This window comes from Streptococcus sp. SCPM-O-B-23252 (M501), assembly GCF_058200355.1.
Map to the genome: position 1 here is coordinate 257,398 of NZ_JBYQGS010000001.1, position 23,018 is coordinate 280,415.

At 41.6% G+C, this 23,018-nt stretch carries 23 protein-coding genes; 21 read left to right on the forward strand and 2 right to left on the reverse strand.

Annotated elements, in window-relative coordinates; translation table 11 throughout:
• The first annotated feature begins 3 nt into the window (after positions 1 to 3).
• The 16 genes from AC3E6G_RS01215 (at position 4) to greA (ending at position 17,929) form a co-directional block, all read left to right on the forward strand.
• Positions 4 to 693: a response regulator transcription factor gene (locus AC3E6G_RS01215; RefSeq protein WP_117744587.1), complete on the forward strand. Its 690-nt coding sequence runs from the start codon at positions 4 to 6 to the stop codon at positions 691 to 693.
• Positions 694 to 968: 275 nt separating this feature from the next.
• Positions 969 to 3,158, forward strand: a complete 2,190-nt coding sequence (locus AC3E6G_RS01220) for a PTS transporter subunit IIBC (RefSeq protein ID WP_117744892.1) — start codon at positions 969 to 971, stop codon at positions 3,156 to 3,158.
• A 63-nt stretch (positions 3,159 to 3,221) separates the two neighbouring features.
• Entirely contained in the window at positions 3,222 to 4,037 is an 816-nt protein-coding gene (locus AC3E6G_RS01225) for an endonuclease/exonuclease/phosphatase family protein (RefSeq protein ID WP_023024137.1), read from the forward strand.
• A 113-nt stretch (positions 4,038 to 4,150) separates the two neighbouring features.
• On the forward strand, positions 4,151 to 4,624 hold the full coding sequence (gene nrdR / locus AC3E6G_RS01230) for a transcriptional regulator NrdR (protein WP_006595763.1): 474 nt from the start codon (positions 4,151 to 4,153) through the stop codon (positions 4,622 to 4,624).
• Positions 4,625 to 5,797, forward strand: coding sequence for a replication initiation and membrane attachment family protein (locus tag AC3E6G_RS01235; RefSeq protein WP_125334833.1), 1,173 nt, complete (start codon positions 4,625 to 4,627; stop codon positions 5,795 to 5,797).
• The gene (gene dnaI / locus AC3E6G_RS01240) at positions 5,798 to 6,697 is read left to right on the forward strand and encodes a primosomal protein DnaI (protein ID WP_048789522.1); all 900 of its coding nucleotides are present in this window, start codon (positions 5,798 to 5,800) and stop codon (positions 6,695 to 6,697) included.
• Positions 6,694 to 7,410: an NADPH-dependent oxidoreductase gene (locus AC3E6G_RS01245; protein ID WP_125334831.1), complete on the forward strand. Its 717-nt coding sequence runs from the start codon at positions 6,694 to 6,696 to the stop codon at positions 7,408 to 7,410. Before dnaI ends, AC3E6G_RS01245 begins: the two co-directional genes overlap by 4 nt.
• A gap of 16 nt (positions 7,411 to 7,426) precedes the next feature.
• Entirely contained in the window at positions 7,427 to 8,737 is a 1,311-nt protein-coding gene (der, locus tag AC3E6G_RS01250) for a ribosome biogenesis GTPase Der (RefSeq protein WP_006595767.1), read from the forward strand.
• Between the two features lie 6 nt (positions 8,738 to 8,743).
• Entirely contained in the window at positions 8,744 to 9,190 is a 447-nt protein-coding gene (locus AC3E6G_RS01255; protein WP_048789523.1) for a hypothetical protein, read from the forward strand.
• Positions 9,191 to 9,591: 401 nt separating this feature from the next.
• Complete coding sequence (locus AC3E6G_RS01260) at positions 9,592 to 12,687, forward strand: pilus expression-regulating Snf2 family helicase (RefSeq protein ID WP_314836945.1); 3,096 nt, start codon at positions 9,592 to 9,594, stop codon at positions 12,685 to 12,687.
• Positions 12,688 to 12,744: 57 nt separating this feature from the next.
• Positions 12,745 to 13,413 carry a divisome accessory protein ZapJ gene (gene zapJ, locus AC3E6G_RS01265; protein WP_285338256.1) on the forward strand — a complete coding sequence of 223 codons (669 nt, stop codon included), beginning with the start codon at positions 12,745 to 12,747 and terminating at the stop codon, positions 13,411 to 13,413.
• 14 nt (positions 13,414 to 13,427) lie between these two features.
• Positions 13,428 to 14,762: a UDP-N-acetylmuramate--L-alanine ligase gene (gene murC / locus AC3E6G_RS01270; protein ID WP_125334823.1), complete on the forward strand. Its 1,335-nt coding sequence runs from the start codon at positions 13,428 to 13,430 to the stop codon at positions 14,760 to 14,762.
• Between the two features lie 9 nt (positions 14,763 to 14,771).
• Positions 14,772 to 15,200, forward strand: coding sequence for a GNAT family N-acetyltransferase (locus tag AC3E6G_RS01275; RefSeq protein WP_048789527.1), 429 nt, complete (start codon positions 14,772 to 14,774; stop codon positions 15,198 to 15,200).
• Positions 15,201 to 15,212: 12 nt separating this feature from the next.
• The gene (locus AC3E6G_RS01280; RefSeq protein WP_048789528.1) at positions 15,213 to 15,713 is read left to right on the forward strand and encodes a GNAT family N-acetyltransferase; all 501 of its coding nucleotides are present in this window, start codon (positions 15,213 to 15,215) and stop codon (positions 15,711 to 15,713) included.
• Positions 15,714 to 15,775: 62 nt separating this feature from the next.
• Positions 15,776 to 17,386 carry an endolytic transglycosylase MltG gene (mltG, locus tag AC3E6G_RS01285; RefSeq protein ID WP_443032518.1) on the forward strand — a complete coding sequence of 537 codons (1,611 nt, stop codon included), beginning with the start codon at positions 15,776 to 15,778 and terminating at the stop codon, positions 17,384 to 17,386.
• Between the two features lie 60 nt (positions 17,387 to 17,446).
• A complete protein-coding gene (greA, locus tag AC3E6G_RS01290; RefSeq protein WP_048688326.1) occupies positions 17,447 to 17,929 on the forward strand; it encodes a transcription elongation factor GreA in 483 nt (160 codons plus the stop codon).
• Between the two features lie 77 nt (positions 17,930 to 18,006).
• Here the strand turns inward: greA and yidC are convergent, their stop codons facing one another.
• Positions 18,007 to 18,945, reverse strand: coding sequence for a membrane protein insertase YidC (gene yidC / locus AC3E6G_RS01295; RefSeq protein WP_490700276.1), 939 nt, complete (start codon positions 18,943 to 18,945; stop codon positions 18,007 to 18,009).
• Between the two features lie 78 nt (positions 18,946 to 19,023).
• The gene (locus AC3E6G_RS01300) at positions 19,024 to 19,302 is read right to left on the reverse strand and encodes an acylphosphatase (protein WP_490700277.1); all 279 of its coding nucleotides are present in this window, start codon (positions 19,300 to 19,302) and stop codon (positions 19,024 to 19,026) included.
• Positions 19,303 to 19,375: 73 nt separating this feature from the next.
• Here AC3E6G_RS01300 and AC3E6G_RS01305 point away from each other — a divergent pair, with 73 nt between their 5' ends.
• The 5 genes from AC3E6G_RS01305 (at position 19,376) to AC3E6G_RS01325 (ending at position 22,989) form a co-directional block, all read left to right on the forward strand.
• Positions 19,376 to 20,122 carry a TrmH family RNA methyltransferase gene (locus AC3E6G_RS01305; RefSeq protein ID WP_490700278.1) on the forward strand — a complete coding sequence of 249 codons (747 nt, stop codon included), beginning with the start codon at positions 19,376 to 19,378 and terminating at the stop codon, positions 20,120 to 20,122.
• 31 nt (positions 20,123 to 20,153) lie between these two features.
• Entirely contained in the window at positions 20,154 to 20,642 is a 489-nt protein-coding gene (locus AC3E6G_RS01310; RefSeq protein ID WP_048715413.1) for an HDIG domain-containing metalloprotein, read from the forward strand.
• A gap of 29 nt (positions 20,643 to 20,671) precedes the next feature.
• Entirely contained in the window at positions 20,672 to 21,358 is a 687-nt protein-coding gene (locus AC3E6G_RS01315; RefSeq protein ID WP_490700279.1) for a Bax inhibitor-1/YccA family protein, read from the forward strand.
• Positions 21,359 to 21,439: 81 nt separating this feature from the next.
• The gene (locus AC3E6G_RS01320) at positions 21,440 to 22,690 is read left to right on the forward strand and encodes a diaminopimelate decarboxylase (RefSeq protein WP_490700280.1); all 1,251 of its coding nucleotides are present in this window, start codon (positions 21,440 to 21,442) and stop codon (positions 22,688 to 22,690) included.
• A 56-nt stretch (positions 22,691 to 22,746) separates the two neighbouring features.
• Entirely contained in the window at positions 22,747 to 22,989 is a 243-nt protein-coding gene (locus AC3E6G_RS01325; RefSeq protein ID WP_006595782.1) for a YneF family protein, read from the forward strand.
• Positions 22,990 to 23,018 lie beyond the last annotated feature (29 nt).

Here is a 23,018-nt window from a genome sequence, read left to right on the forward strand (position 1 = left end):
GTTATGACAAAGCGGATATTACTAGTAGAAAATGAAAAGAATTTAGCGCGCTTTATTGATTTAGAACTTCAGAAAGCAGGCTATGTAGTTGATTTGGTAGAACAAGGGGAAATGGCCTTGAAACTCCTGCAGGCTACAGAATATGATTTAATTCTTCTCAATTACGAACTAGAAGATATGAGTGGGGAAGAGTTTGCCCAGCGTCTGAGCAAGATTCGTCCTGCAGCAGTCTTGATTGTCTTAGATAGTCGTGAGAAAATTTCAGAGCATATGGAGAGTATCCAACGATTTGCGGTATCTTATGTCATCAAACCATTCGTGATCAGTGATTTGGTTGAGAAAATCGTCGCTATTTTTAGAGGCCGTGATTTTATTGACCAACATTGTAATCAGATGAAAGTTCCCACTTCCTATCGGAATTTGCGAATTGATGTCGAGAATCATATGGTGTATCGGGGAGAAGAAGTAATTGATCTGACACGTCGTGAATATGATTTATTAGCAACTTTGATGGGAAGCAAACATGTCCTTAGTCGGGAGCAACTCTTAGAGCGGGTGTGGAAATATGAGAGTACAGCAGAAACCAATATCGTTGATGTCTATATTCGCTATCTTCGTGGGAAAATAGATCTTCCAGGACAAAAGAGCTATATCAAAACTGTCCGAGGTGTCGGCTACCAAATGCAAGAATAACAACAATCCCTTTGATGAGAAATCTCAAAGGGATTTTTTTGTTTGTCAAAAAAGAAGAAAGAAAAATTTTTAAAAAAATTTTTTTAAAATCTTGTGAAAGAAGCAAACGTTTGCCTGGATTACAGTATTCCCAAGGCCTTTGTATATAATGTTTGTGAATTAAAAATTTACATGTAAGGGCTTTACAAAAGAAAAAAAAGTGGTATAATAGTAAGTGAAATATGCAAACGTTTTCTCGTATTGCGGGCATTTCAATTTTATAAGGAGGTCGAATGATGAATAAACAATCATTCAAAAGTCTATTAAGCTTTGAATTTTGGCAAAAATTCGGTAAAGCGTTGATGGTGGTCATTGCAGTTATGCCGGCGGCAGGTCTGATGATCAGTCTTGGTAAAACCATTGCAATGATTAATCCAGAACTTGGTTTCTTGGTAACTACCGGTGGTGTTCTTGAACAGATCGGTTGGGGGGTTATCGGAAACCTCCACATCCTCTTTGCTCTCGCTATCGGTGGTAGCTGGGCGAAAGAACGTGCGGGTGGGGCCTTTGCAGCAGGTCTATCCTTTATCCTGATTAACCGGATCACTGGTGTGATGTTCGGTGTAACAGGAGATATGCTGAAAGATCCAGAAGCGAAGGTGAAAACACTTCTTGGTGGATCTATCAAGGTTGCTGATTACTTCACGAGTGTGTTAGAATCACCTGCCTTGAATATGGGAGTTTTCGTTGGGATTATTGCCGGTTTTGTAGGGGCAACAGCCTTTAACAAATACTACAACTACCGCAAGTTACCAGATGCCCTATCATTCTTTAACGGGAAACGCTTTGTTCCATTTGTCGTTATCCTTCGTTCTGCAATTGTGGCTCTTATCTTGTCATTCTTATGGCCAGTAGTCCAAACAGGAATTAACAACTTTGGTATTTGGATTGCTAACTCAAAAGAGACTGCTCCAATCTTAGCACCATTTGCTTTCGGTACCTTGGAACGTCTCTTGCTTCCATTTGGTCTTCACCACATGTTGACTATCCCAATCAACTACACACAATTGGGTGGTACTTATGAAGTGTTAACTGGTGCAGCAAAAGGCACTCAAGTATTTGGTCAAGATCCACTTTGGTTGGCTTGGATTACAGACTTAGGAAATACAAAAGTTTCTGACCCTGCTACTTACCAACACTTGTTGGATACTGTCACACCTGCTCGTTTCAAAGTGGGACAAATGATCGGTTCATTCGGTATCTTGATGGGGGTTGCCCTTGCCATTTACCGTAATGTAGACCCTGATAAGAAACACAAATACAAAGGGATGATGATTGCGACTGCTCTTGCAACCTTCCTCACAGGGGTTACAGAACCAATCGAGTACATGTTTATGTTCGTAGCAATGCCTCTTTACCTCGTTTATGCAGTGGTACAAGGTGCAGCCTTCGCGATGGCAGATATCGTCAATCTCCGTGTCCATTCATTTGGATCAATTGAGTTCTTGACTCGTACACCAATGACCATTAAAGCTGGCCTTGGTATGGACATCTTTAACTTCATTTGGGTAACGATTCTCTTTGCTGTGATCATGTACTTCATTGCAAACTTCATGATCCAGAAATTTAACTACGCAACTCCTGGACGTAATGGAAACTACGAACAAGCTGAAGGAGATGTAGATGCATCTGAAACTTCAGGTTCAGGTAAAGTGGCCGCTGCTTCTCAAGCAGTTAACGTGATCAACCTTCTTGGTGGTCGTGCCAATATCGTCGATGTAGATGCATGTATGACTCGTCTTCGTGTGACTGTTAAAGACGAAACAAAAGTCGGAACAGAAGAACAATGGAAGGCTGAAGGAGCAATGGGACTTGTCATGAAAGGACAAGGTGTCCAAGCGATTTACGGTCCAAAAGCGGACGTCTTGAAATCAGATATCCAAGATTTGTTAGACTCAGGTGAAGTGATTCCTGAAACTCTTCCAAGTCAAAAGACAGCGGCTCAACAAGCAGAAGTTGCCTTTAAAGGGGTGACGGAAGAAGTTCACTCAGTTGCTGAAGGACAAGTCATTGAATTAGAAAAAGTTCAAGATCCAGTCTTCTCACAAAAAATGATGGGTGACGGATTTGCAGTTGAACCAGCAAATGGTCAGATTGTTTCACCAGTAGCTGGTAAGGTGACAAGCGTCTTCCCTACCAAACATGCGCTTGGTTTGGTAACAGAATCTGGTCTTGAAGTCCTCGTTCACATCGGTCTTGATACTGTAAGTCTGGAAGGTAAACCTTTCACAGTGAAGGTAGAAGAAGGCCAAACAGTGGCGGCGGGAGACCTATTGGTAGAAGCAGATTTGGATGCTATTCGTGAAGCTGGACGTGCAACTACAACAGTTGTAGTCTTCACAAATGGTGCAGCTATTCAATCTGTCACTCTTACACAAACTGGTCAACTTCCAGCAGATGCTGTGGTTGCTAAGGTTGAATTATAATCTATGAGAGTTATTCCTTGTATCTATTGGATACAGGGAATTCTCTATTAGGAGAGTAGGATCATGAAATTTTTAACTTTAAACACTCATAGTTGGATGGAAGAAAATCCCCAACAAAAATTTGAGGACTTATTAAAAGACATTCTTGCAAAGCAATACGATGTGATTTGTTTCCAAGAAATAAATCAGACCATCGAAAGTCCAGTTGTTCCTGTTAATGACTTGTACCATCCAACTCCTTCTGCGGAGCCGATCCATCAGGATCACTATGTTCGTTGTTTAGTTGAAAAATTAGAAGAAGAAGGATTGAGCTACCACTGGACATGGGCTTATAACCATATCGGCTATGACCGTTATCATGAAGGCGTGGCGATTCTATCGCGTACCCCAATCCAGGCAAGCGAACTCTTGGTTTCAGATGTGAATGATCCAACAGATTATCATACACGACGGATTGCCATTGCAGAAACCCAAGTTGATGGGAAAGACATTGCTGTTGCCAGTGTTCACCTCTCTTGGTGGGACAAAGGCTTCCAGCAAGAGTGGGCGCGTTTAGAAGAACGCTTTAGCCAATTGCAAAAGCCTTTGATTTTAGCTGGGGACTTTAATAATCCAGCTGGGCAAGAAGGTTATGAAGCCATTTTAGCGAGCCCGCTAGCTCTTCAAGATAGCTTTATTGAAGCTCGCCAGACCAAGGGGACTTACACTGTAGGTCCTGGAATTGATGGATGGGATGATAATCAAGTACCCTTGCGGATTGATTATATTTTCACCTCAAAAGAATGGGTTATCGAACGGCTAGAAGTTGTGTTTGATGGTTCTAGTCAGCCTCTCGTTAGCGACCATTATGGTTTGTCAGCTGACTTGTATTTACCATAATATTCAAATCCCTATCCCTCCAGGAGGCTAGGGATTTTCTTTATTTCCCTTGCTTTCACTTTAGCCCTAAATATGATAGAATAAAGTATTAAGAAACGATAAGGAGGGTGTCCATGCGGTGTCCAAAATGTGGCGGAAATAAGTCTAGTGTTGTAGATAGTCGCCAGGCAGAAGACGGGAAAACGATTCGTAGAAGAAGAGAATGTGATGAATGTCATCATCGCTTCACCACTTATGAACGAGTAGAAGAGCGGACTCTTGTTGTGGTGAAAAAAGATGGCACCCGGGAACAGTTTTCTAGAGATAAAATATTTAATGGGATTATTCGATCTGCTCAGAAACGTCCCGTGTCGAGTGACGAAATTGAGGAAATTGTGGGGCGAATCGAACAAAAGATTCGTAGTCAGAGTGAAAATGAGATCCAGAGTGACTATATCGGATCACTTGTCATGGACGAGTTAGCAGAATTGGACGAAATTACCTATGTTCGATTTGCGAGTGTCTATCGTAGTTTCAAGGATGTTGGTGAATTGGAAAGTCTCTTAAAGCAGATTACCAAAGGAACGAAGAAGAAAAAGGAAAAATAGATGAAGCCCAATACTTCATTTTCTTTCTTGAAGAATAATTATTTAGCGCCTACAGGAGCCTCTTTCACGCATCTGTATGGACCAATATTAGGTGTTCAAGCAAGTCAATTATATACTTTTCTGCTGAGTCTCTATGATCAGGGGAAAGAAAAACGGCTGATTGCTGTTGTTTTAAATCATTTGGATCTAGGGTTCGCTCATTTTCTCGAAAGTCTAGACCGTTTGATTGCCATGAATTTACTAGAGGTTTTTGAGACAGATGAAGGACTTCAGTTCCGATTTTTGGCTCCGCTAGAAGCAGATCAATTTTTTGCCAATGTTGCTTATCAGAAATTGCTGGAGAAAAAAATAGGAGAAGCGGCAGTTCGTGACTTGCTTCCTGAAAAACCAGAGGGCGAAAAACGGAAGGTGAACTTTGCCTCTGTCTTTGGGATTGATGGAGTTTCGACCCATCAGAAGAAAACATCTTCCTTCAGTTTGGAGCACTTTAAACAATTAATGGCGCGAGATGGTCTCCGTTTTGAGAACGAACAAGAAGACCTCTTGGTTCTCTATGCCATCACAGAAGAGAAGAATTGGACTTGGTATGAGACCTATCTCTTGGCCAAGGAGACAGCGGCTAATTTGATCATTTCGACCAAGCGGATGAGACAGAAACTAACCCAACAACCACAGGAAAACGGTAAGGATGAGTTCACTCCGCAGGAAAGAGCCATTATCCGAGAAGCTAAAAATAGGACTAGTCTCCAATTTTTAGCAGGAATTAAAAAAGCGCGTAAGGCTGTCGTGACCCAATCTGAGCGTAAGGTGATTTCTGATTTGGCCCAGTTAGGTCTCTTAGATGAAGTCATAAACGTGATTTTGCTCTTGACCTTTAATAAGGTTGCTTCTGCCAATCTCAATGAAAAATATGCTTTAAAGGTTGGGAATGATTTTGCGTATGAGGGGATTAAAACGGCCGAGGAGGCTGTCCTGAAGATCCGCCAGCGCCAAGACTCTCATACACAAAAAGCAAAAGAGAAAGCAACTAAGAGTGGACAAGCGACTGGAAAAACCAATGTTCCTAAGTGGAGTCAGCCTAACTATACCAATCAGACCAGCCAGGAAGAACAGGCTGATTTGGAACAACAAAAACGGGCCTTGCTCGAGAAATTAAATCAAGGAGGGGAGTAAATGGAGAGCGTAGGGAAAACCATATCCCAGATGAATCGATCACAGCAGTTCAATTATGAAGAATTGGTAGCTCAAATTCTCGCCGAACCTGAGATTGCAAACTTTATTCAAAAGGAAGCCTTGTCGGAAGCAGAAATCCGTCGCAGCATTTCCAAATTTAACCAATACATCAGTGAACGGAATCGTTTTGTCCTAGGGGATGAAGATTATATTGCAAGAGGGTATAAGCCTGTATTGGTCATGAATGAGGGCTATGCGGATGTTTCCTATGAAGAGACACCTGAGTTGATTGAGGCACAAAAACAAGCTGCTATCAATAAACGCTTGCAGTTGATTAACTTGCCAAGTACCTTGAAGGAAGCTTCCTTAGCGAAAGTCGACTTGGATGATCGGGGACGTTTTGGAGCCTTTGAAGAGTTGGCCAATTTTGTTGCTTCCTATCCTCAAGCTCGTAAAGGAATTTTTCTATACGGAGATTTCGGAGTTGGGAAAAGCTATATGATGGCAGCTCTTGCTCATGACTTGTCTGAAAAACGGCAGGCTTCTTCAACCCTCTTGCATTTTCCAAGCTTTGTCATCGATGTCAAAAATGCCATCAACACAGGGCAAGTTAAAGAGATGTTGGATCAGGTCAAGAAGGCTGAAATCTTGATTCTAGACGATATTGGGGCGGAGCAGATGTCGCCTTGGGTCCGGGATGAAGTCTTGCAAGTGATTTTGCAACACCGGATGCAGGAGATTCTTCCAACCTTCTTTACTTCGAATTTCAATTTTGAAGATTTAGAACGTCATTTTGCTACATCACGGAATGGAGATGAGACTTGGCAAGCCAAACGTGTCATGGAGCGAATTAAGTTCCTTGCTAAAGAAGTCCGCCTAGAGGGAGAAAATCGCCGATGAATACTATAATTGATTTGATGAAATCTCATTCTTCTGTCCGTCGCTTTAAGGAGGAGGACATCAAAGAGGATGACCTTCAAGCGATCCTAACAGCAGGACAGATGGCTTCCTCTTGGAAGAACTTCCAGTCTTATTCCATTATCTTAGTGAGAAGCCAGGAAAAGAAAGAGGCGCTTTACCAATTCGTCCCTCAGGAGGCGATTCGTCAATGCTCTGTTTTCTTACTGTTTGTAGGAGATCTCAACCGAGCTGAAAAAGGGGTTCGGATGCATACGGATCAATTCCATCCAGAAGGACCAGATAATTTATTGATTACTTCTGTAGATGCTGCCTTGGCAGGTCAGAATACCTTGCTGGCTGCTGAAAGTCTAGGCTACGGAGGAGTCATTATTGGTTTGGTTCGGTATGAAGCAGCTGAAGTGGCGAAACTATTTAACTTACCAGACTACACCTATCCTGTCTTTGGGATGGCTTTAGGAGTGCCAAATCAGAACCATCCTGTGAAGCCCCGCCTTCCTTTGGAAGCTGTTGTCTTCAAAGAAAGTTACCAGGAGCAGACTCCTGAAGTGATTGAAGCCTTTGATCGAGTACAGACTGCCTATGCTGGGGCACGGGCAACGGATACTTGGAGCCAACGTTTGGCTGCCCAATTTGGACAGGAAGAACCAGCTGCTACGGCAGAATTATTAAAGAAACACCAACTAGAAAAATAAGAGAAAAGAGGACACCATGGCTTTACCTACTGTTGCCATTGTAGGACGTCCAAATGTCGGGAAGTCAACGCTCTTTAACCGGATTGCCGGTGAGCGGATTTCCATTGTCGAGGATGTCGAAGGGGTTACTCGGGACCGTATTTATGCAACGGCTGAGTGGCTCAACCATCAATTTAGTATTATTGATACTGGCGGGATTGATGACGTGGACGCACCTTTCATGGAGCAAATCAAGCACCAAGCGGAGATTGCCATGGATGAAGCAGACGTCATTGTCTTTGTCGTATCTGGAAAAGAAGGGATTACCGATGCAGATGAGTATGTGGCTCGGATGCTCTACAAGACCCACAAACCAGTCATTTTAGCAGTCAATAAAGTCGATAATCCAGAGATGCGAACTGACATCTATGATTTCTATGCTCTTGGCTTGGGAGAACCCTTGCCAGTGTCATCTGTGCACGGGATTGGTACAGGGGATGTCTTGGATGCTATTGTTGAAAACCTTCCGACGGATCGGGAGCCAGAAAATCCAGATGTCATTAAGTTCAGCTTGATTGGCCGCCCAAATGTCGGAAAATCTAGTCTGATCAATGCCATCCTTGGGGAAGACCGCGTCATTGCCAGTCCTGTAGCAGGGACTACGCGGGATGCGATTGACACCCATTTCACCGATGCAGAAGGCCAAGAGTACACCATGATTGATACAGCCGGAATGCGAAAATCTGGTAAAGTATATGAAAATACAGAGAAATATTCTGTGATGAGGGCTATGCGGGCTATCGATCGCTCGGATGTGGTCTTGATGGTCTTGAACGCAGAAGAAGGAATCCGCGAGTACGATAAGCGGATTGCCGGATTTGCCCATGAAGCTGGGAAAGGGATGATCATCGTGGTCAATAAGTGGGATACCCTTGAAAAGGATAACCACACCATGAAGCAATGGGAAGATGATATTCGAGATCAATTCCAATACTTATCTTATGCACCTATTATCTTTGTCTCTGCTTTGACCAAACAACGCTTGCACAAGTTACCAGATATGATCAAGCAGATCAGTGAAAGCCAAAATACACGGATTCCTTCAGCTGTCTTGAACGATGTCATCATGGATGCCATTGCCATTAATCCGACACCGACAGATAAAGGAAAACGTCTAAAAATCTTCTATGCGACTCAGGTTGCTACCAAACCACCAACCTTTGTGGTCTTTGTCAATGAAGAAGAGCTCATGCACTTCTCTTATCTTCGTTTCTTGGAAAATCAAATTCGGAAAGCCTTTGTCTTTGAAGGAACCCCAATCCATTTGATTGCTCGGAAACGGAAGTAGGTATTTATGAAAATTTTGAAACAAGGACTCATGTTGGCTGTCCCATTCATTGTGTTTCTAGGACTAACAGCTTGTAGCATTGAAAGAGAAGAAACCTATGAGAAAAAAGATAAAGACATTCTTCTTCGAGTGACGATTCGACATAGAGCCAATCAAATGATCTCTGAAGAGTTTTGGGCTGATAATTTTAATGTAAATATTGAAGATGACTCTGAGTTCGAATATATTAAAAAAGAAATTGTTGAACCTAAAAAAGGAATTTCGGGCTATACAACAGATGTGAGTCGGACGAAAGAGGGTGGACTGATGATTCATACCAAGATCGTCTACCAAGACTTAGATGTTGAAGCCTTAAATAAAGCCAACGATGAGAAAAAAACGTTTGGAGAACTGGCCAACTATTCAGAACATATCAAAAATTTCAAAAAAGAAGGCTATAAGAGAATAAAATAAAAGGAACACACTTGGTGTTCCTTTTAGAATCTAAACAAACCATTTTTAACATAAAATAGCTAGCTATATTTCAAATAATGACTTTTATTTTTGGAGTCATTCAAGTAGATCTGAAACTTTCCGCCGTGAGAAAAGTGCTAGAAACAAGATTGTTTCTAGCACTCGGGAGTTTTGGAACCTTAGGTCCAAAACTAAGTCATGGAACTTCATAGAAGTTCGCTGACGTCCGTACTCACCTACGGGAAGTTTCTAAGAATACCTCTTCTTTAATTTGAATGGAAAAAGAAAAGTAGAGTAGGTGATAGTAAAATCAGGTATTGAATTCTTTACAATTCTTTGTCTTTTTTTTCTATTTTAGAGGGGATATGATATAATAAAGGGATAAACATAAGGTGGTAAATATGGCAAAATTAATTCCTGGTAAAATCCGTTCAGAAGGAATCCTTCTCTATGAAAACGGGAAAGTATCCCTACAGGAAATGAAGAATCAGTACCTCTATTTCAGAATTGACAATGAGTCCCTCCGCTATAGTCTAGATGATCAAGCAATTTTTTGTAGTTGTGAGTTTTTCCAGAAGAAAAAATTCTGTGTGCATTTAGCCGCAGGAGAAGCCTTTTTAAAAAATGATGAAGAAGGGAAGGAACTCTTGCTTGGTTTGGAGCAAGATGCAACAGAAAGTCAAGAAACAAAGGAAAAAGTATCTTTTGGAAGTTTGTTTTTAGATCAAGTCCTACCAAAAATTGAAAGCAAAGAAGTCCGTTTTGGTCTTTCAGCAACCGGTCATGTAGACGACTATTCCGGTCAGTTTTTGTGGACCCTTCGTATCTATCGCAGACCGGATGAGAGATCTTATGTGGTGCGGGATGTTGTAGCTTTTTTGCAAGCCATCAGAAAACAGTCCCATTTTGCGATTGGAAAAAGTTATTACGAGCCGATTTCCTATGCAGCCTTTGACCCTGAAAGTCGTGCCTTAATTCGATTCTTAGAAGGCTTGTTATCGGGAGATACGGTGCATGATGCCCTCTTCTTTCCAAATGGGGGTCGTCATCTTTACTTTTCAATGAGCTTCTTTGAAGAAGCTGTGCAATTATTGATGGACTTACCGTCCTTTACCCTTGAAGTCGGACTGGATACCTATCAGGAAGTATTCTTTCAAGAACTCCAGGAAGATTCCGGCTTGTTTTCTTTCCAAGTAGTGGAAATGAAGGAGTTTATCGAACTACAGGTCCAAGTGGCTTCCTATAAAATGGTGGAAGGTCGCTTTCTTTTGGCAAATGGCCATTTTTATCAAATATCACCGCTTCAAAAGATTTTGATTGAGGCTGTGCAGAGTTTACCCCTCTCCAGTGATCAGAAAAGACATGTTCAATTTGATTTGTCTGATCAGACCAAATTAACCTATAGCTTAGAGCAATTCAGGAAAATTGGTGAGGTGAAAGCACCAAGTAATTTCTATATTCACGATTTTCAACCTCACTTTGCTTTTGATTTATCGGAGCAAGGAGAAGTGCTGCTGGATCTAGTTTTTGTCTACGAGGACCGTATCGTTCGCTCAGAGAAAGAACTTAAGGATCTGCCTTATTCCAGTAATTTTGATAAGGAACGTTTGGTTTTTGAAACCATCTTGACAGCTGGCTTTACCAATCAATTTCAAACAAAACGAGCTCCTCTCCTTCCCAAGCAGATCTATCCCTTCTTTCAGCAGACCCTTCCCTTGTTTGAAGAACTGGGAGAGGTCGAAGTTTCGGATAAGTTGTTAGATCTGTATCAGGTTGAAAAGCCAAAGATTGCCATTCAAACCAGTGGTCGTCTCCTTGAGATTGGTTTTGAATTTGACTCCATTGATCCCTCTGAGGTTGAGCAAGTGATGAGTGCCTTGATTGAGAAGAATGACTATTATATCAGTCAATCAGGAAAGGTTCTAATCTTTGATGAAGAAACCAAGCGGATTAGTCAGACTTTATTGAATCTTCGTGCAAAGAAGACAAAAACAGGTCAGTTACAAACCAATCGCATTGCAGCCTTCCAGCTTTCCCAGTTATTTGAGTCAGCTGACAATGTCCAATTTTCTGAAGAGTTTCGTCGCTTGGCTCATGACTTGATTCATCCAGAACAATTTCCTTTGGGTGAGTTGCAAGTGACAGCTAAACTTCGAGATTATCAGGAAGTCGGAGTCCGCTGGCTATCCATGCTTAATCACTATGGCTTTGGGGGGATTTTGGCAGATGATATGGGACTTGGAAAGACCCTCCAGACCATTGCCTTTCTCTCAAGTGTTGCGACAGCGGATTCTAAGATTTTGATTTTAGCCCCATCTAGTCTAATCTATAATTGGAAAGAGGAGTTCGAAAAGTTTGCTCCACAAATGGAAGTGGAGGTCATCTATGGCCTCAAAGCAAGTCGCGACGAGGTGATTGCAAGCAATCCTCAGGTAGCGATTACCAGTTACGCTTCCTTCCGCCAGGACGTAGAGCAATACGAAAAAAATCAGTACCAATATTTAATCTTGGATGAAGCCCAGGTCATGAAAAATTCCCAAACCAAGATTGCTCAATACTTACGGAAATTCGATGTTCCTCATACCTTTGCTTTGTCGGGAACGCCAATAGAAAACCATGTAGAGGAACTCTGGTCGATTTTCCAAATTGTTCTTCCTGGTTTGTTTCCGGGTAAAAAAGAATTTAAACAATTGAGTCCAGCGACTATTTCTCAATACGTCAAGCCCTTTATCATGAGACGGAAAAAAAGTGAAGTCTTGCAGGAGCTTCCAGATTTGATTGAGATGACCTATAAGAATGAATTGGCTGACGATCAAAAAACGATCTATTTAGCCCAGTTGAAACAAATGCAAGACCGCATTCTAAGCTCTTCTGAAGAGGAACTTAATCGCAGTAAGATGGAAATCTTATCTGGTTTGATGCGTCTTCGTCAGATTTGTGATACACCATCCCTCTTTTTAGAGGACTATACTGGAGAAAGTGGGAAGCTGGATAGCCTTCGAGAATTGCTAGAGCAGATCAAAGATGGAAACCAACGAGTGTTGATCTTCTCACAATTTAGGGGCATGTTGGATATCATTGAAAAAGAGTTGGATGCTCTGAAGATGACTTCGTTTAAAATCACAGGATCTACGCCAGCTAATGAGCGCCAAGATATGACCAACGCCTTTAACTCCGGTCAAGGGGATGCCTTTCTCATTTCCTTGAAGGCAGGTGGAGTTGGCTTGAATTTGACGGGTGCTGACACGGTTATTTTGGTTGACCTATGGTGGAACCCTGCGGTAGAAGATCAAGCCATTGGCCGTGCCCATCGAATGGGACAAGATAAGAATGTTGAGGTCTACCGGATGATTACTCGAGGGACCATCGAAGAAAAAATTCAAGAGCTCCAGACTAGCAAACGTCATTTAGTTTCTACCATATTAGATGGCACCGAAACGCGCTCCAGCCTTTCTATTGAAGAAATTCGGGAAATTTTGGGTATTTCGGTAGAATAACTTGAAAAATAAAATGAATAGTTTATAATTAATGGAGTGTCGAAAGGAAGAAATAGGATGACGGATAAGCATTTTCCTCAAGTAGCAGATGATGAATTGATGCTAACTCAAATGCCCCATATGAATTTATATGATGATGGGGACTTCATTAGTAATATTCTTGGGGAGTATACAGATAAAAACTATTTAGAATGGGAGCCGATTGCTACTGGAAAGGTAGCAGAGCAACCTTATCAAAAAAATCTACAAAAATCCCTTCAAAAACCATTTGAAGTGCCTAAGTCAAGAAGGCAGCCAATGACTCCTGATTTCAAGGAGCCTGTTGATAAAAAGAGCCCGGCGAATCGCTACGCAGAAGAAGCTCGTGAAGCAGCGCGTGCGGATTTGAAAAAGAAGCGGACGGCTCCGTATTTGACGGCGGATATTGCATCTAAGTCTAATCGTAAGAAATTCACCCCTTCTTTCATGCCAAAAGTGAAGCCAACAGCTCCATTTCAAAAAGAAACCCCAGGTGAATTGATCAAATACGGCGAGAGACTGAAACAAGAGCAATTGATCCTTTTAGAAGGTGCTGAGGAACATCCAGTTCAAGAATCCCACCAAGAAGAGAAACCCCAAAAAAATAATTATGATTTCTTGAAAAAGAGTCAAATCTATAACAAGGATCAACAAAACATTCCAACGAGACTCATTAAACAAGAACTCAATGTGACCAATCTGGACTAGCGAGAGGAGAAACTATGTCAAAAACATTTCATTTTATCGGAATAAAAGGAGCTGGTATGAGTGCCTTGGCTCTCATGCTCCATCAGATGGGACACACTGTACAAGGATCTGATGTAGAGAAATATTACTTTACTCAAAGAGGTCTAGAACAAGCAGGGATTACCATCCTACCATTCAGCGAAGAAAATCTTACTGGAGATCAAATCTTGATCGCTGGAAATGCCTTTAAACCTGAGAACAACGTAGAGATTGCTTATGCAGATGCTCAAGGCTATACCTATCAACGCTACCATGAATTCTTGGGTGAATTTATGCGTGATTTTGTCAGCATGGGAGTAGCAGGAGCTCATGGGAAAACCTCTACTACAGGAATTTTGTCTCATGTTCTGTCTAATATCACAGATACTAGCTATTTGATTGGGGATGGAACTGGTCGTGGTTCGAAAGGTGCTAAGTACTTTGTCTTTGAATCAGACGAGTACGAACGTCACTTTATGCCTTACCACCCAGAGTATTCGATTATCACCAATATTGACTTTGACCATCCTGATTACTTTACTGGCTTAGAAGATGTCTTTAATGCCTTCAATGATTATGCCAAACAAATTTCCAAAGCCTTGTTCATCTATGGTGAAGATCCTGAACTTCGTCGGATCACAGCCAAGGCTCCGATTTACTACTATGGATTTGAAAAAGAAGGTAATGATTTTGTAGCCAGTGATCTCTTGCGTTCTACTACGGGATCAATCTTTAGTGTTCACTTCCGTGGAGAAGATTTGGGACAATTCCAAATCCCATCCTTTGGACGTCACAATATCATGAATGCAACAGCGGTCGTTGGTTTGCTTTATATCGCTGGATTCGATCTTGATTTGGTTCGGGAACACTTAAAAACATTTGGCGGGGTCAAACGTCGCTTTACAGAAAAGATTGTCAACGCTACCGTCATCATTGATGACTTTGCCCACCATCCAACTGAGATTATTGCCACTTTGGATGCGGCCCGTCAAAAATACCCAAGTAAGGAAATCGTAGCGGTCTTCCAACCTCATACCTTTACTCGGACGATTGCCCTCTTGGATGAGTTTGCGGATGCCTTGAATCAGGCAGATGCGGTGTACTTGGCACAGATTTATGGATCAGCTCGTGAAGTGGATCATGGGGATGTCAAAGTAGAAGATCTAGAAGCGAAAATTATTAAGAAATCCGGTGTGATTACAGCTGAAAATGTTTCTCCACTCTTGGATCATGACAATGCCGTTTATGTCTTCATGGGAGCAGGAGATATCCAGACCTATGAATATTCATTTGAACGTTTGCTTGGGAACTTGACCAATAACGTTCAATAGGGAGATACCATGCAACCAAGCGTTAGGATTCGGTTTGCTAAAGAAAATGATTGGGATGAGATCGAACAGATCACGTCCCAAAATTTTTCTTTTCAAAGAGCGGATCAGCAAGAACTGAATGGATTTAGAACCCTGGTCTTGGAATTTGAAGGGCAAGTGATTGGAAGTTGCCTGATTCAGATGGAGGAGCAGTTCGAAAATCCCTCTTTAAAATTATTGTGGTTGGAAATTCTTCCAGACTTTAGAAAACAAGGGTTTGGCACCTTGCTACTCGCCACACTCAAGTCTCTTGTAGCTCAAGAATCCTTGTTAGGGATTCATGTGACCTGCCAAGAGGAGTTGATTCCGTATTTTGAAATGAATGATTTTCAACTAGAGATAGGGGATAAGGAAGAAGGAGTGGAGGGCTATCACCTAATGTGGCACCTATCCCTATAGAAAGGAAGAAAAATGAACATTCGTCGTGCAACTATGAAGGATTTAGAAGCCATCGTTGCCATAGAACTGGAAAATTTTAGTCCAGAAGAGGCAATAGATAAGACGGTGCTTGCAAAACATATTGAAACGTTTAATAATAGCTTTTTAGTCGCTGACAAGGATGGCCAACTCCTAGGCTATTTAGAAGGCCCAGTGACACAAACTAGATATGTCGAGGACCGCTCTTTTACAGCGGACGTAAAAGACGAGTCCCATCTACCAGGAGGTTATATTACCCTTACGAGTCTTTCGATTTCCCCGTCTGTCCAAGGCTTAGGGGTCGGGAAAGCCCTGCTTGAAGCCATGAAAAATCTTGCCTTAGAAGAAGGACGGGAAGGGGTTAGTTTGACCTGTCATGATTACTTGATTGAGTATTATGAAAGGAACGGCTTTGTAAACGAAGGACGCTCGGACTCTAACTATGCTGGAGAAGTTTGGTACGATTTAGTATGGGAGGTTCCATCAAGTAACTGATCAATAGGATTTGAGGCGCTCAAGCCTCGTTCCTATTGCTTTTCTATCCCTTTTAAGATATAATATTAAGGATTATGACAAGGGAGGTCAAGTATTTGACTGATAACCAACAAGAGAATGAAAAATTATTAAGCTTTAAAGAGCGAATTCTCCGTGATCTTGAAGAAGCCAATAAGCAGATTTTACAAGCTGAAAAAGAATATGACTTACCTGTTCAAGAAATCTCTATTCCAGAAAAAAAAGAAGGCGAGACGGAAGGAACGCTTCCAGAGCTTGTGTCAGAAGAGTCTGAGGTTCAGGAAACAGTAGAGATTCCAGTGGAAGTAGAAAGAGTAGAAGTGCCAGAGGTTACAGAGGTCCCTGCAATTCAGGAAGTAGCCGAAGAGAACCAAGAAGAAACACCTCTACCAATCGAAGAGCCAACTCGAGAAGCAGAAAGTTCAAGTCAGCCTGTAGCTGTTTCGAGAAAAGAAAAACCGGTATCTAGTGTTTCGCGCAAGGATCGTGACCAACGTGTTCAAAAAAAGAAAAAACAGAATACTATTGCGAAGCGGATTGTCTTGACGGTTTTAGGAATTCTTTTAGTTTTAATAATTGCAACTGGAATTTTTGCAGTGACCTATGTTCAATCTAACTTAAATGCCATGGATGCCAAGGCTACAGAGTTTGTAACCGTTGAAATACCTGCTGGTTCTAGCAATCGTGAAATTGGAACTATTTTGGAGAAAAAAGGCTTGATTAAGAATGGCCAGTTCTTCAACTATTACACCAAGTTCAAGAATTATGGGAACTTCCAATCCGGTTATTTCAATCTACAAAAGAGTATGGATCTCGATACTATTATTCAAAAATTGCAAGAGCAAGGGACTAAAACCCCAGAACCACCAGTTTTAGGAAAAATTACGATTCCTGAGGGTTACACGATTGATCAAATCGCGAAAGTGGTATCTGTGGATGCAAGCTCCAAATCTGGTGCCAAGACTCCATATACGCAAGAAGAATTCTTAAAAGTCATCCAAGATGATGCTTTTATTGAAAAGATGGTAGCCAAATATCCTAAGTTACTAGCAACCTTGCCGTCCAAAGAAAGTGGCGTACGCTACCGCTTGGAGGGATATCTCTTCCCAGCTACTTATGGCTATGGAAAAAATAGTAAAATGGAAGATCTTGTAGACCAGATGTTAGCTGCAATGGACCAAAATCTTTCAGCCTACTATGACACCATGGAAGCTAAAAATATTGATGTCAATGAGGCATTGACGCTGGCTTCTTTGATTGAAAAAGAAGGTGCTACCGATAAAGACCGCAAGGATATTGCAAGCGTCTTTTATAACCGTTTGAATCAAGATATGCCTCTTCAAAGTAATATTGCTATCTTGTACGCACAAGGCCAATTAGGCAAGAAGACGACACTAAAAGAAGACGCAACGATTGACACCAATATCGATTCACCTTATAATATCTACAAGAATACTGGTTTGATGCCTGGTCCAGTAGATAGTCCAGGGGTATCTGCAATTGAAGCAGCCGTTAACCCAAGCAAGACAGACTACCTCTACTTTGTAGCAAATGTAGAGACTGGGGAAGTCTATTTTGCAAAAACTTATGAGGAACACACTAAAAACGTGGAAGAACACGTGAATAGCAAATTAACAGAAAGCAGCTCAAACTAAGGAGGATGTGGCATGCCACACCTTTTTAGTTCGAAAAAATAATAGAAAAGAGAAAGAAATATGGCAGAAAAAACCTATCCAATGACCCTAGCTGAAAAGCAAAAGTTAGAACTAGAATTAGAAGAATTGAAATTAGTTCGTCGTCCAGAAGTTGTAGAGCGGATTAAAATTGCTCGTTCTTACGGAGACCTTTCAGAAAACAGTGAATACGAAGCAGCTAAAGACGAACAGGCTTTTGTTGAAGGGCAAATCTCCAGCCTAGAAACAAAAATTCGTTATGCTGAAATTGTCGACAGCGATGCTGTCGCTGTTGATGAAGTAGCAATCGGAAAAACAGTTACCGTGCAAGAAATTGGCGAAGACGAAGAAGATGTTTACATTATTGTTGGTTCAGCTGGAGCGGATGCTTTTGCTGGTAAGATCTCAAATGAAAGTCCAATCGGTCATGCCTTAATTGGTAACAAAACAGGGGACACTGTGACGATTGAAACTCCAGCAGGAAGCTACCAAGTGAAAATCTTAAACGTTGAAAAAACAGAATAAAAAATGAGAGTGAGTCACTCTCATTTTTTTTGTAGTAATGGAAAAGCCGAGATGATATCTCGGCCTTTTTGCTAGTGTTAGTTACGGTTGCGTTGTTTTCCAGCGTTTCGTTTTTTGTTTCCGTTAGTTGGAAGGGAACGATTAGCGTTAGCTGGATTAGTAGGTGTGATATCTTTTTTAACGCGACGTCCATTGGATGCTGGAGCTTTTGGAGGATTGTTTTTATATTCCTCAGCAACTTGTTTCCGCAATCTTGGACGGATGAGGTAGTTGATGACAAATTGTTGGATAATCTGTACGAAACCACCGACTACCCAGTAGAGAGTGACGCCAGCTGGTGAAATCAAAGAGAAGACTGCAATCATAATTGGGCTTACAAGAGCTGTTTTCTTCATGGTTTCTCTTTGGTTTTCATCTTCGATACCATGGAGAGAGAGCATACTTTGAATGTAGTAAAGAACAGCAACAACTAAGGTTAAAGCCAGACTTTTTGAACCGAGACCAATGCCAAGGAAAGAGTCCTTGCTAATACCAGGAGTGTATTGAGCTGCATAAAAAAGGGCAGAGAAGAAAGGCATTTGAATCAACAAAGGCAGGCATCCAATGCCGCCGAATGGGCTGACGCCGTTTTCTTTTTGGGCATTCATTAATTCGGAGTTGGCAAGAAGTTTTTCTTCTTGAGTCTCTGCGTTTTTGATACGTTCTTGAATCGGTGCAAAGATCGGTTTGAGGTAGTTCATCTTCTCAGACTGGTAGGTTGCCTTCCATGATTGATAAATACCTAGAGGGAAGATGATGACTCGAACGATCACTGTTACGAGGATAATCCCTAGACCAAAGCCGAGGCCAAGATCTGTCGCAAAGAAATTGATGGCTTCCCCCATCGGTTTTCCAATCAGATTCCAGACGAAACCGGTTGGTTGTTTGGTTGTCTTGTCGATGCTGACACATCCTGTTAAGAGGAGGAGAGCAGACAAGCTGAGAGCAGCAAGTAAATAACGTTTATATTTTTTCACGAGTTTTAATCCTTTAATTTTAAATAATACCTTTCTATTCTACTGTTTTTTTATCAAATTAACAATAGTTCTCTGGACTTAATTTGAAATTTTAAAATCTTTATAGGATTCGAAGTTTGCCAGATGAACATCTAAATAAAAAACCTTTGAAAAAGGAGTAGGACCTTTTCGTATTTCTTGGATAAATTTGGCCATGTGGGCATTGTCTTCACAGGCCGCAAGGATAGTGACGGTGCCGTCATCATTGTTCCAGACCCGACCTGTAATACCTCCGATTTCTAACGCTAAGCTATAAACTCCCCAACGGAAGCCAACACCTTGAACCCGACCTTGGGCTGTCATTTTAACTTTTTGCATGCTTGTTCTCCTTGTGATGGAATTCCTACTCAGGACGGAGAAGCTCCTCCTGTGAATGTGGTATAATAGTCTTATGAATATTATAACCTCTAAGTCCAATAATGGGATTAAAAAAGTTAAAAAACTTCATCAAAAAAAATACCGAACAGACTCATACCTGATTGAAGGCTGGCATCTTTATGAAGAAGCTGTCAATCATCAGGCTCCGATTGAACAAGTCTTTGTTCTGGAAGAGTTTGTTGATAAAATCAAGGTCGATACGAAGGTAACCATCGTAACTCCGGAGGTTTTATCAGAAATTACTGATTCCAAAAGCCCTCAAGGAATCGTGGCAGAAATTAAGATACAGCCCATCCAGCATCTTCAGCTGACTCAAGGGCGGTATTTATTGTTAGAGGATGTTCAAGATCCAGGCAACGTCGGCACCATGATTCGGACTGCCGATGCAGCAGGTTTTGACGGGGTGCTTTTAACCGATCAATCGGCAGATTTGTATAATATGAAAACCTTGCGCTCTATGCAGGGGAGTCATTTTCATCTTCCTGTTATCCGTTTACCTAAGGAGCAACTCTTAACAGCCATTGAAGAAAGTCAGCTACCTATCTATGCGACCACCTTGTCCCAAAACTCCGTTGACTATAAGCAAGTGGAGAAAGTCCCTGCTTTTGTACTGGTCATGGGAAATGAAGGACAAGGAATTAGTTCCAAGATGGCTGAGAATGCAGATCAGCTAGTTCATATCACCATGCCAGGTCAGGCAGAGAGCCTGAATGTCGCTGTTGCTGCTGGGATTTTGATCTTTTCTATGATTGAAGAATAGTGCGCTAGTCAGATGTGAGGAGGTGAGACGCATGTATCGACAAGACAAAGAATATATGGCTGAGGTCGGACATTTGATCCAGCATCCCAAACTTCAAAAATTAAAGGAAATTCCCCACCATATTCATTCCAACCGCTTGGAGCATTCCATTCATGTTAGCTACACCAGCTACCGTATTTCTAAGAAGATGGGCTGGGATACCAAAAGTACAGCAAGGGGAGCACTCTTACACGATCTTTTTTACTACGATTGGCGACAGGTCAAATTTAACAAGAGCCATGCCTGGGTACATCCTCGGATAGCTGTCCGAAACGCAAAAAAGATAACAAGCCTCAATAAAAAAGAAGAGGATATCATCCTCAAACATATGTGGGGCTTGACGCTTGCTCCACCACGCTACAAAGAATCTTTCCTCGTGACCATGGTCGATAAGTACTGGGCTATCAAAGAAGCCTCAGAACCAATGAGAAAAAAGTGGTCAAAGAGGAGACTTTTCCATCGAAAAATGTTAAAATCATAATAATTTAAGTTTGAAAGGAATAATTGATCATGAATCAACAAACCGTTATCCACGAACAAAGTGGGATTAATAGCTTTTATAGCAAAATTTATTCTCTAGTTGGAGTTGGAGTTGGAATCTCAGCTGTTGTTTCAGCTTTGATGATGACCCTTTTCCAAGAAACCTTCATATATATACTAACTCAGGCTCCATGGGTCTACTATATTGCTATTGCCGTTGAATTGATTTTGGTCCTTGTCGCTTCTAGACAATCAGTGAAAAACAATCCTATGGCCTTGCCTCTCTTTTTAACTTATTCAGCTTTGAATGGGTTTACCTTGAGTTTTATCATTGCACGCTATGCTCAAGCGACAGTTTATAAAGCCTTCGTCGTTAGTGCCTTGATGTTCTTTATCATGTCAGCCATTGGTCGTGTGACCAAAAAAGACTTGTCTGGAATGGGCCGAGCATTTATGGGAGCCTTGATTGGAATTATCATTGCTTCGATTGCGAACATTTTCTTACAAAGCTCTGGTATGGATTATGTCCTTAGCATTCTTTGTGTGATTATCTTTGCAGGTTTGACTGCTTGGGATAACCAAAAGATTCGTTATGTCTATGAACAATCCAATGGTCAGCCAATCAATGGATGGGTTGTTGCTTTGGCTTTGGAACTCTATCTTGATTTCATCAACTTGTTCATCAATATTCTACGTATTTTTGGACGCAACGATTAAGAAAAAGAGCCGGGGAACCGGCTTTTTTTGTTGGAAAACTTGTGATATACTAAAGAAAATTGATAGAAAGAGAAGCTTCACATGAAACGTCCATTTATTAGCAGAGAGAAATTAAAACAAATTACGGAAACCTATCCAACTCCCTTTCACCTATATGATGAAGCTGGTATCCGGCAGACAGCCCGTGCCCTCCATCAAGCTTTTTCTTGGAATCCAGGATTTAAGGAGTATTTCGCTATCAAAGCGACCCCGAATCCAGCCATCCTAAAAATCCTCAAAGAAGAAGGCTGTGGCGTGGACTGTGCTAGCTATGTGGAGTTGCTGATGGCACAAAAATTAGGATTTACAGGTCAAGAGATCATGTTTTCCTCCAACAATACGCCGGCTGAAGAGATGGTTTTTGCTCGTCAACTAGGAGCGACTATCAACTTGGATGCCTACGAAGATGTAGCTTTTTTACAGTCAGTTGCGACTCTACCGGAGGTTATCTCTTGCCGCTATAATCCAGGAGGGGTGTTTGAACTGGGAACGGATATCATGGATCACCCTGAGGAGGCTAAGTTCGGCATGACCAAGGAGCAATTGATCCAAGCCTTCCGTGAGTTAAAAGACTTGGGGGTTAAGCGCTTTGGAATCCATGCCCTCTTGGCTTCGAATACCGTCTCTAATGATTACTATCCAGAATTGGCTAAGCAATTATTCCAGTTGGCTGTAGAAGTTGTTGAAAAGACAGGGGTGACTTTGGATTTTGTCAACCTTTCTGGAGGGGTTGGAGTGAACTACAAACCAGAAGACCAGCCGAATGACATCGCTGTGATTGGAGAGGGTGTCCGTCGTGCTTACGAGGCTATTTTAATTCCTGCTGGTTTAGATCAAGTGAAAATCTATACGGAATTAGGCCGCTTCATGTTGGCACCACATGGCTTGTTAGTCACCCATGTCACCCATAAGAAGCAGACTTATCGGACCTATCTAGGAGTAGATGCTTCGGCTGTCAACCTCCTCCGTCCTGCTATGTACGGGGCCTACCACCATATCACCAATCTCGATCGTCCAGAAGGTGAGACAGAAGTAGTCGACATTGTTGGTAGTTTGTGTGAAAACAATGACAAATTTGCCAAGAATCGGGAATTTCCTATCTCTGAGATTGGGGATCTCTTGGTCATCCATGATACAGGAGCGCATGGTTATTCCATGGGCTATCAGTACAATGCCAAGCTTCGCTCTGCCGAGATTTTATTAGAAGAATCGGGCCAAACTCGTCTCATCCGACGGGCCGAAAAACCAGAGGATTACTTTGCAACATTGTATGGCTTTGACTTTGAAAAATAGGGCCTTTTTGGTATAATAGAAAATGTGTAAATATTGAATTTAGGAGAAAAACACTTATGTCTACATTTTTGACAATTTTATTGATTATCCTTGCTTTCTTTGGTGGGATGTTGGCAGGTATGTACCTACTTCGCAAGCAGTTTGAAAAAGAATTTGCATCAAACCCACGTTTGAATGTTGAAGCGGTTCGTACCTTATTGGGAGCTAGCGGTCAACGTCCAAGTGAAGCGAAGGTACAACAGGTTTACCGTCAAATTTTGAACCAACAAAAAGCATCTTTGAATACGAAGAAGAAATAAAAGCAAGACTGATTACACAATAAAATAAG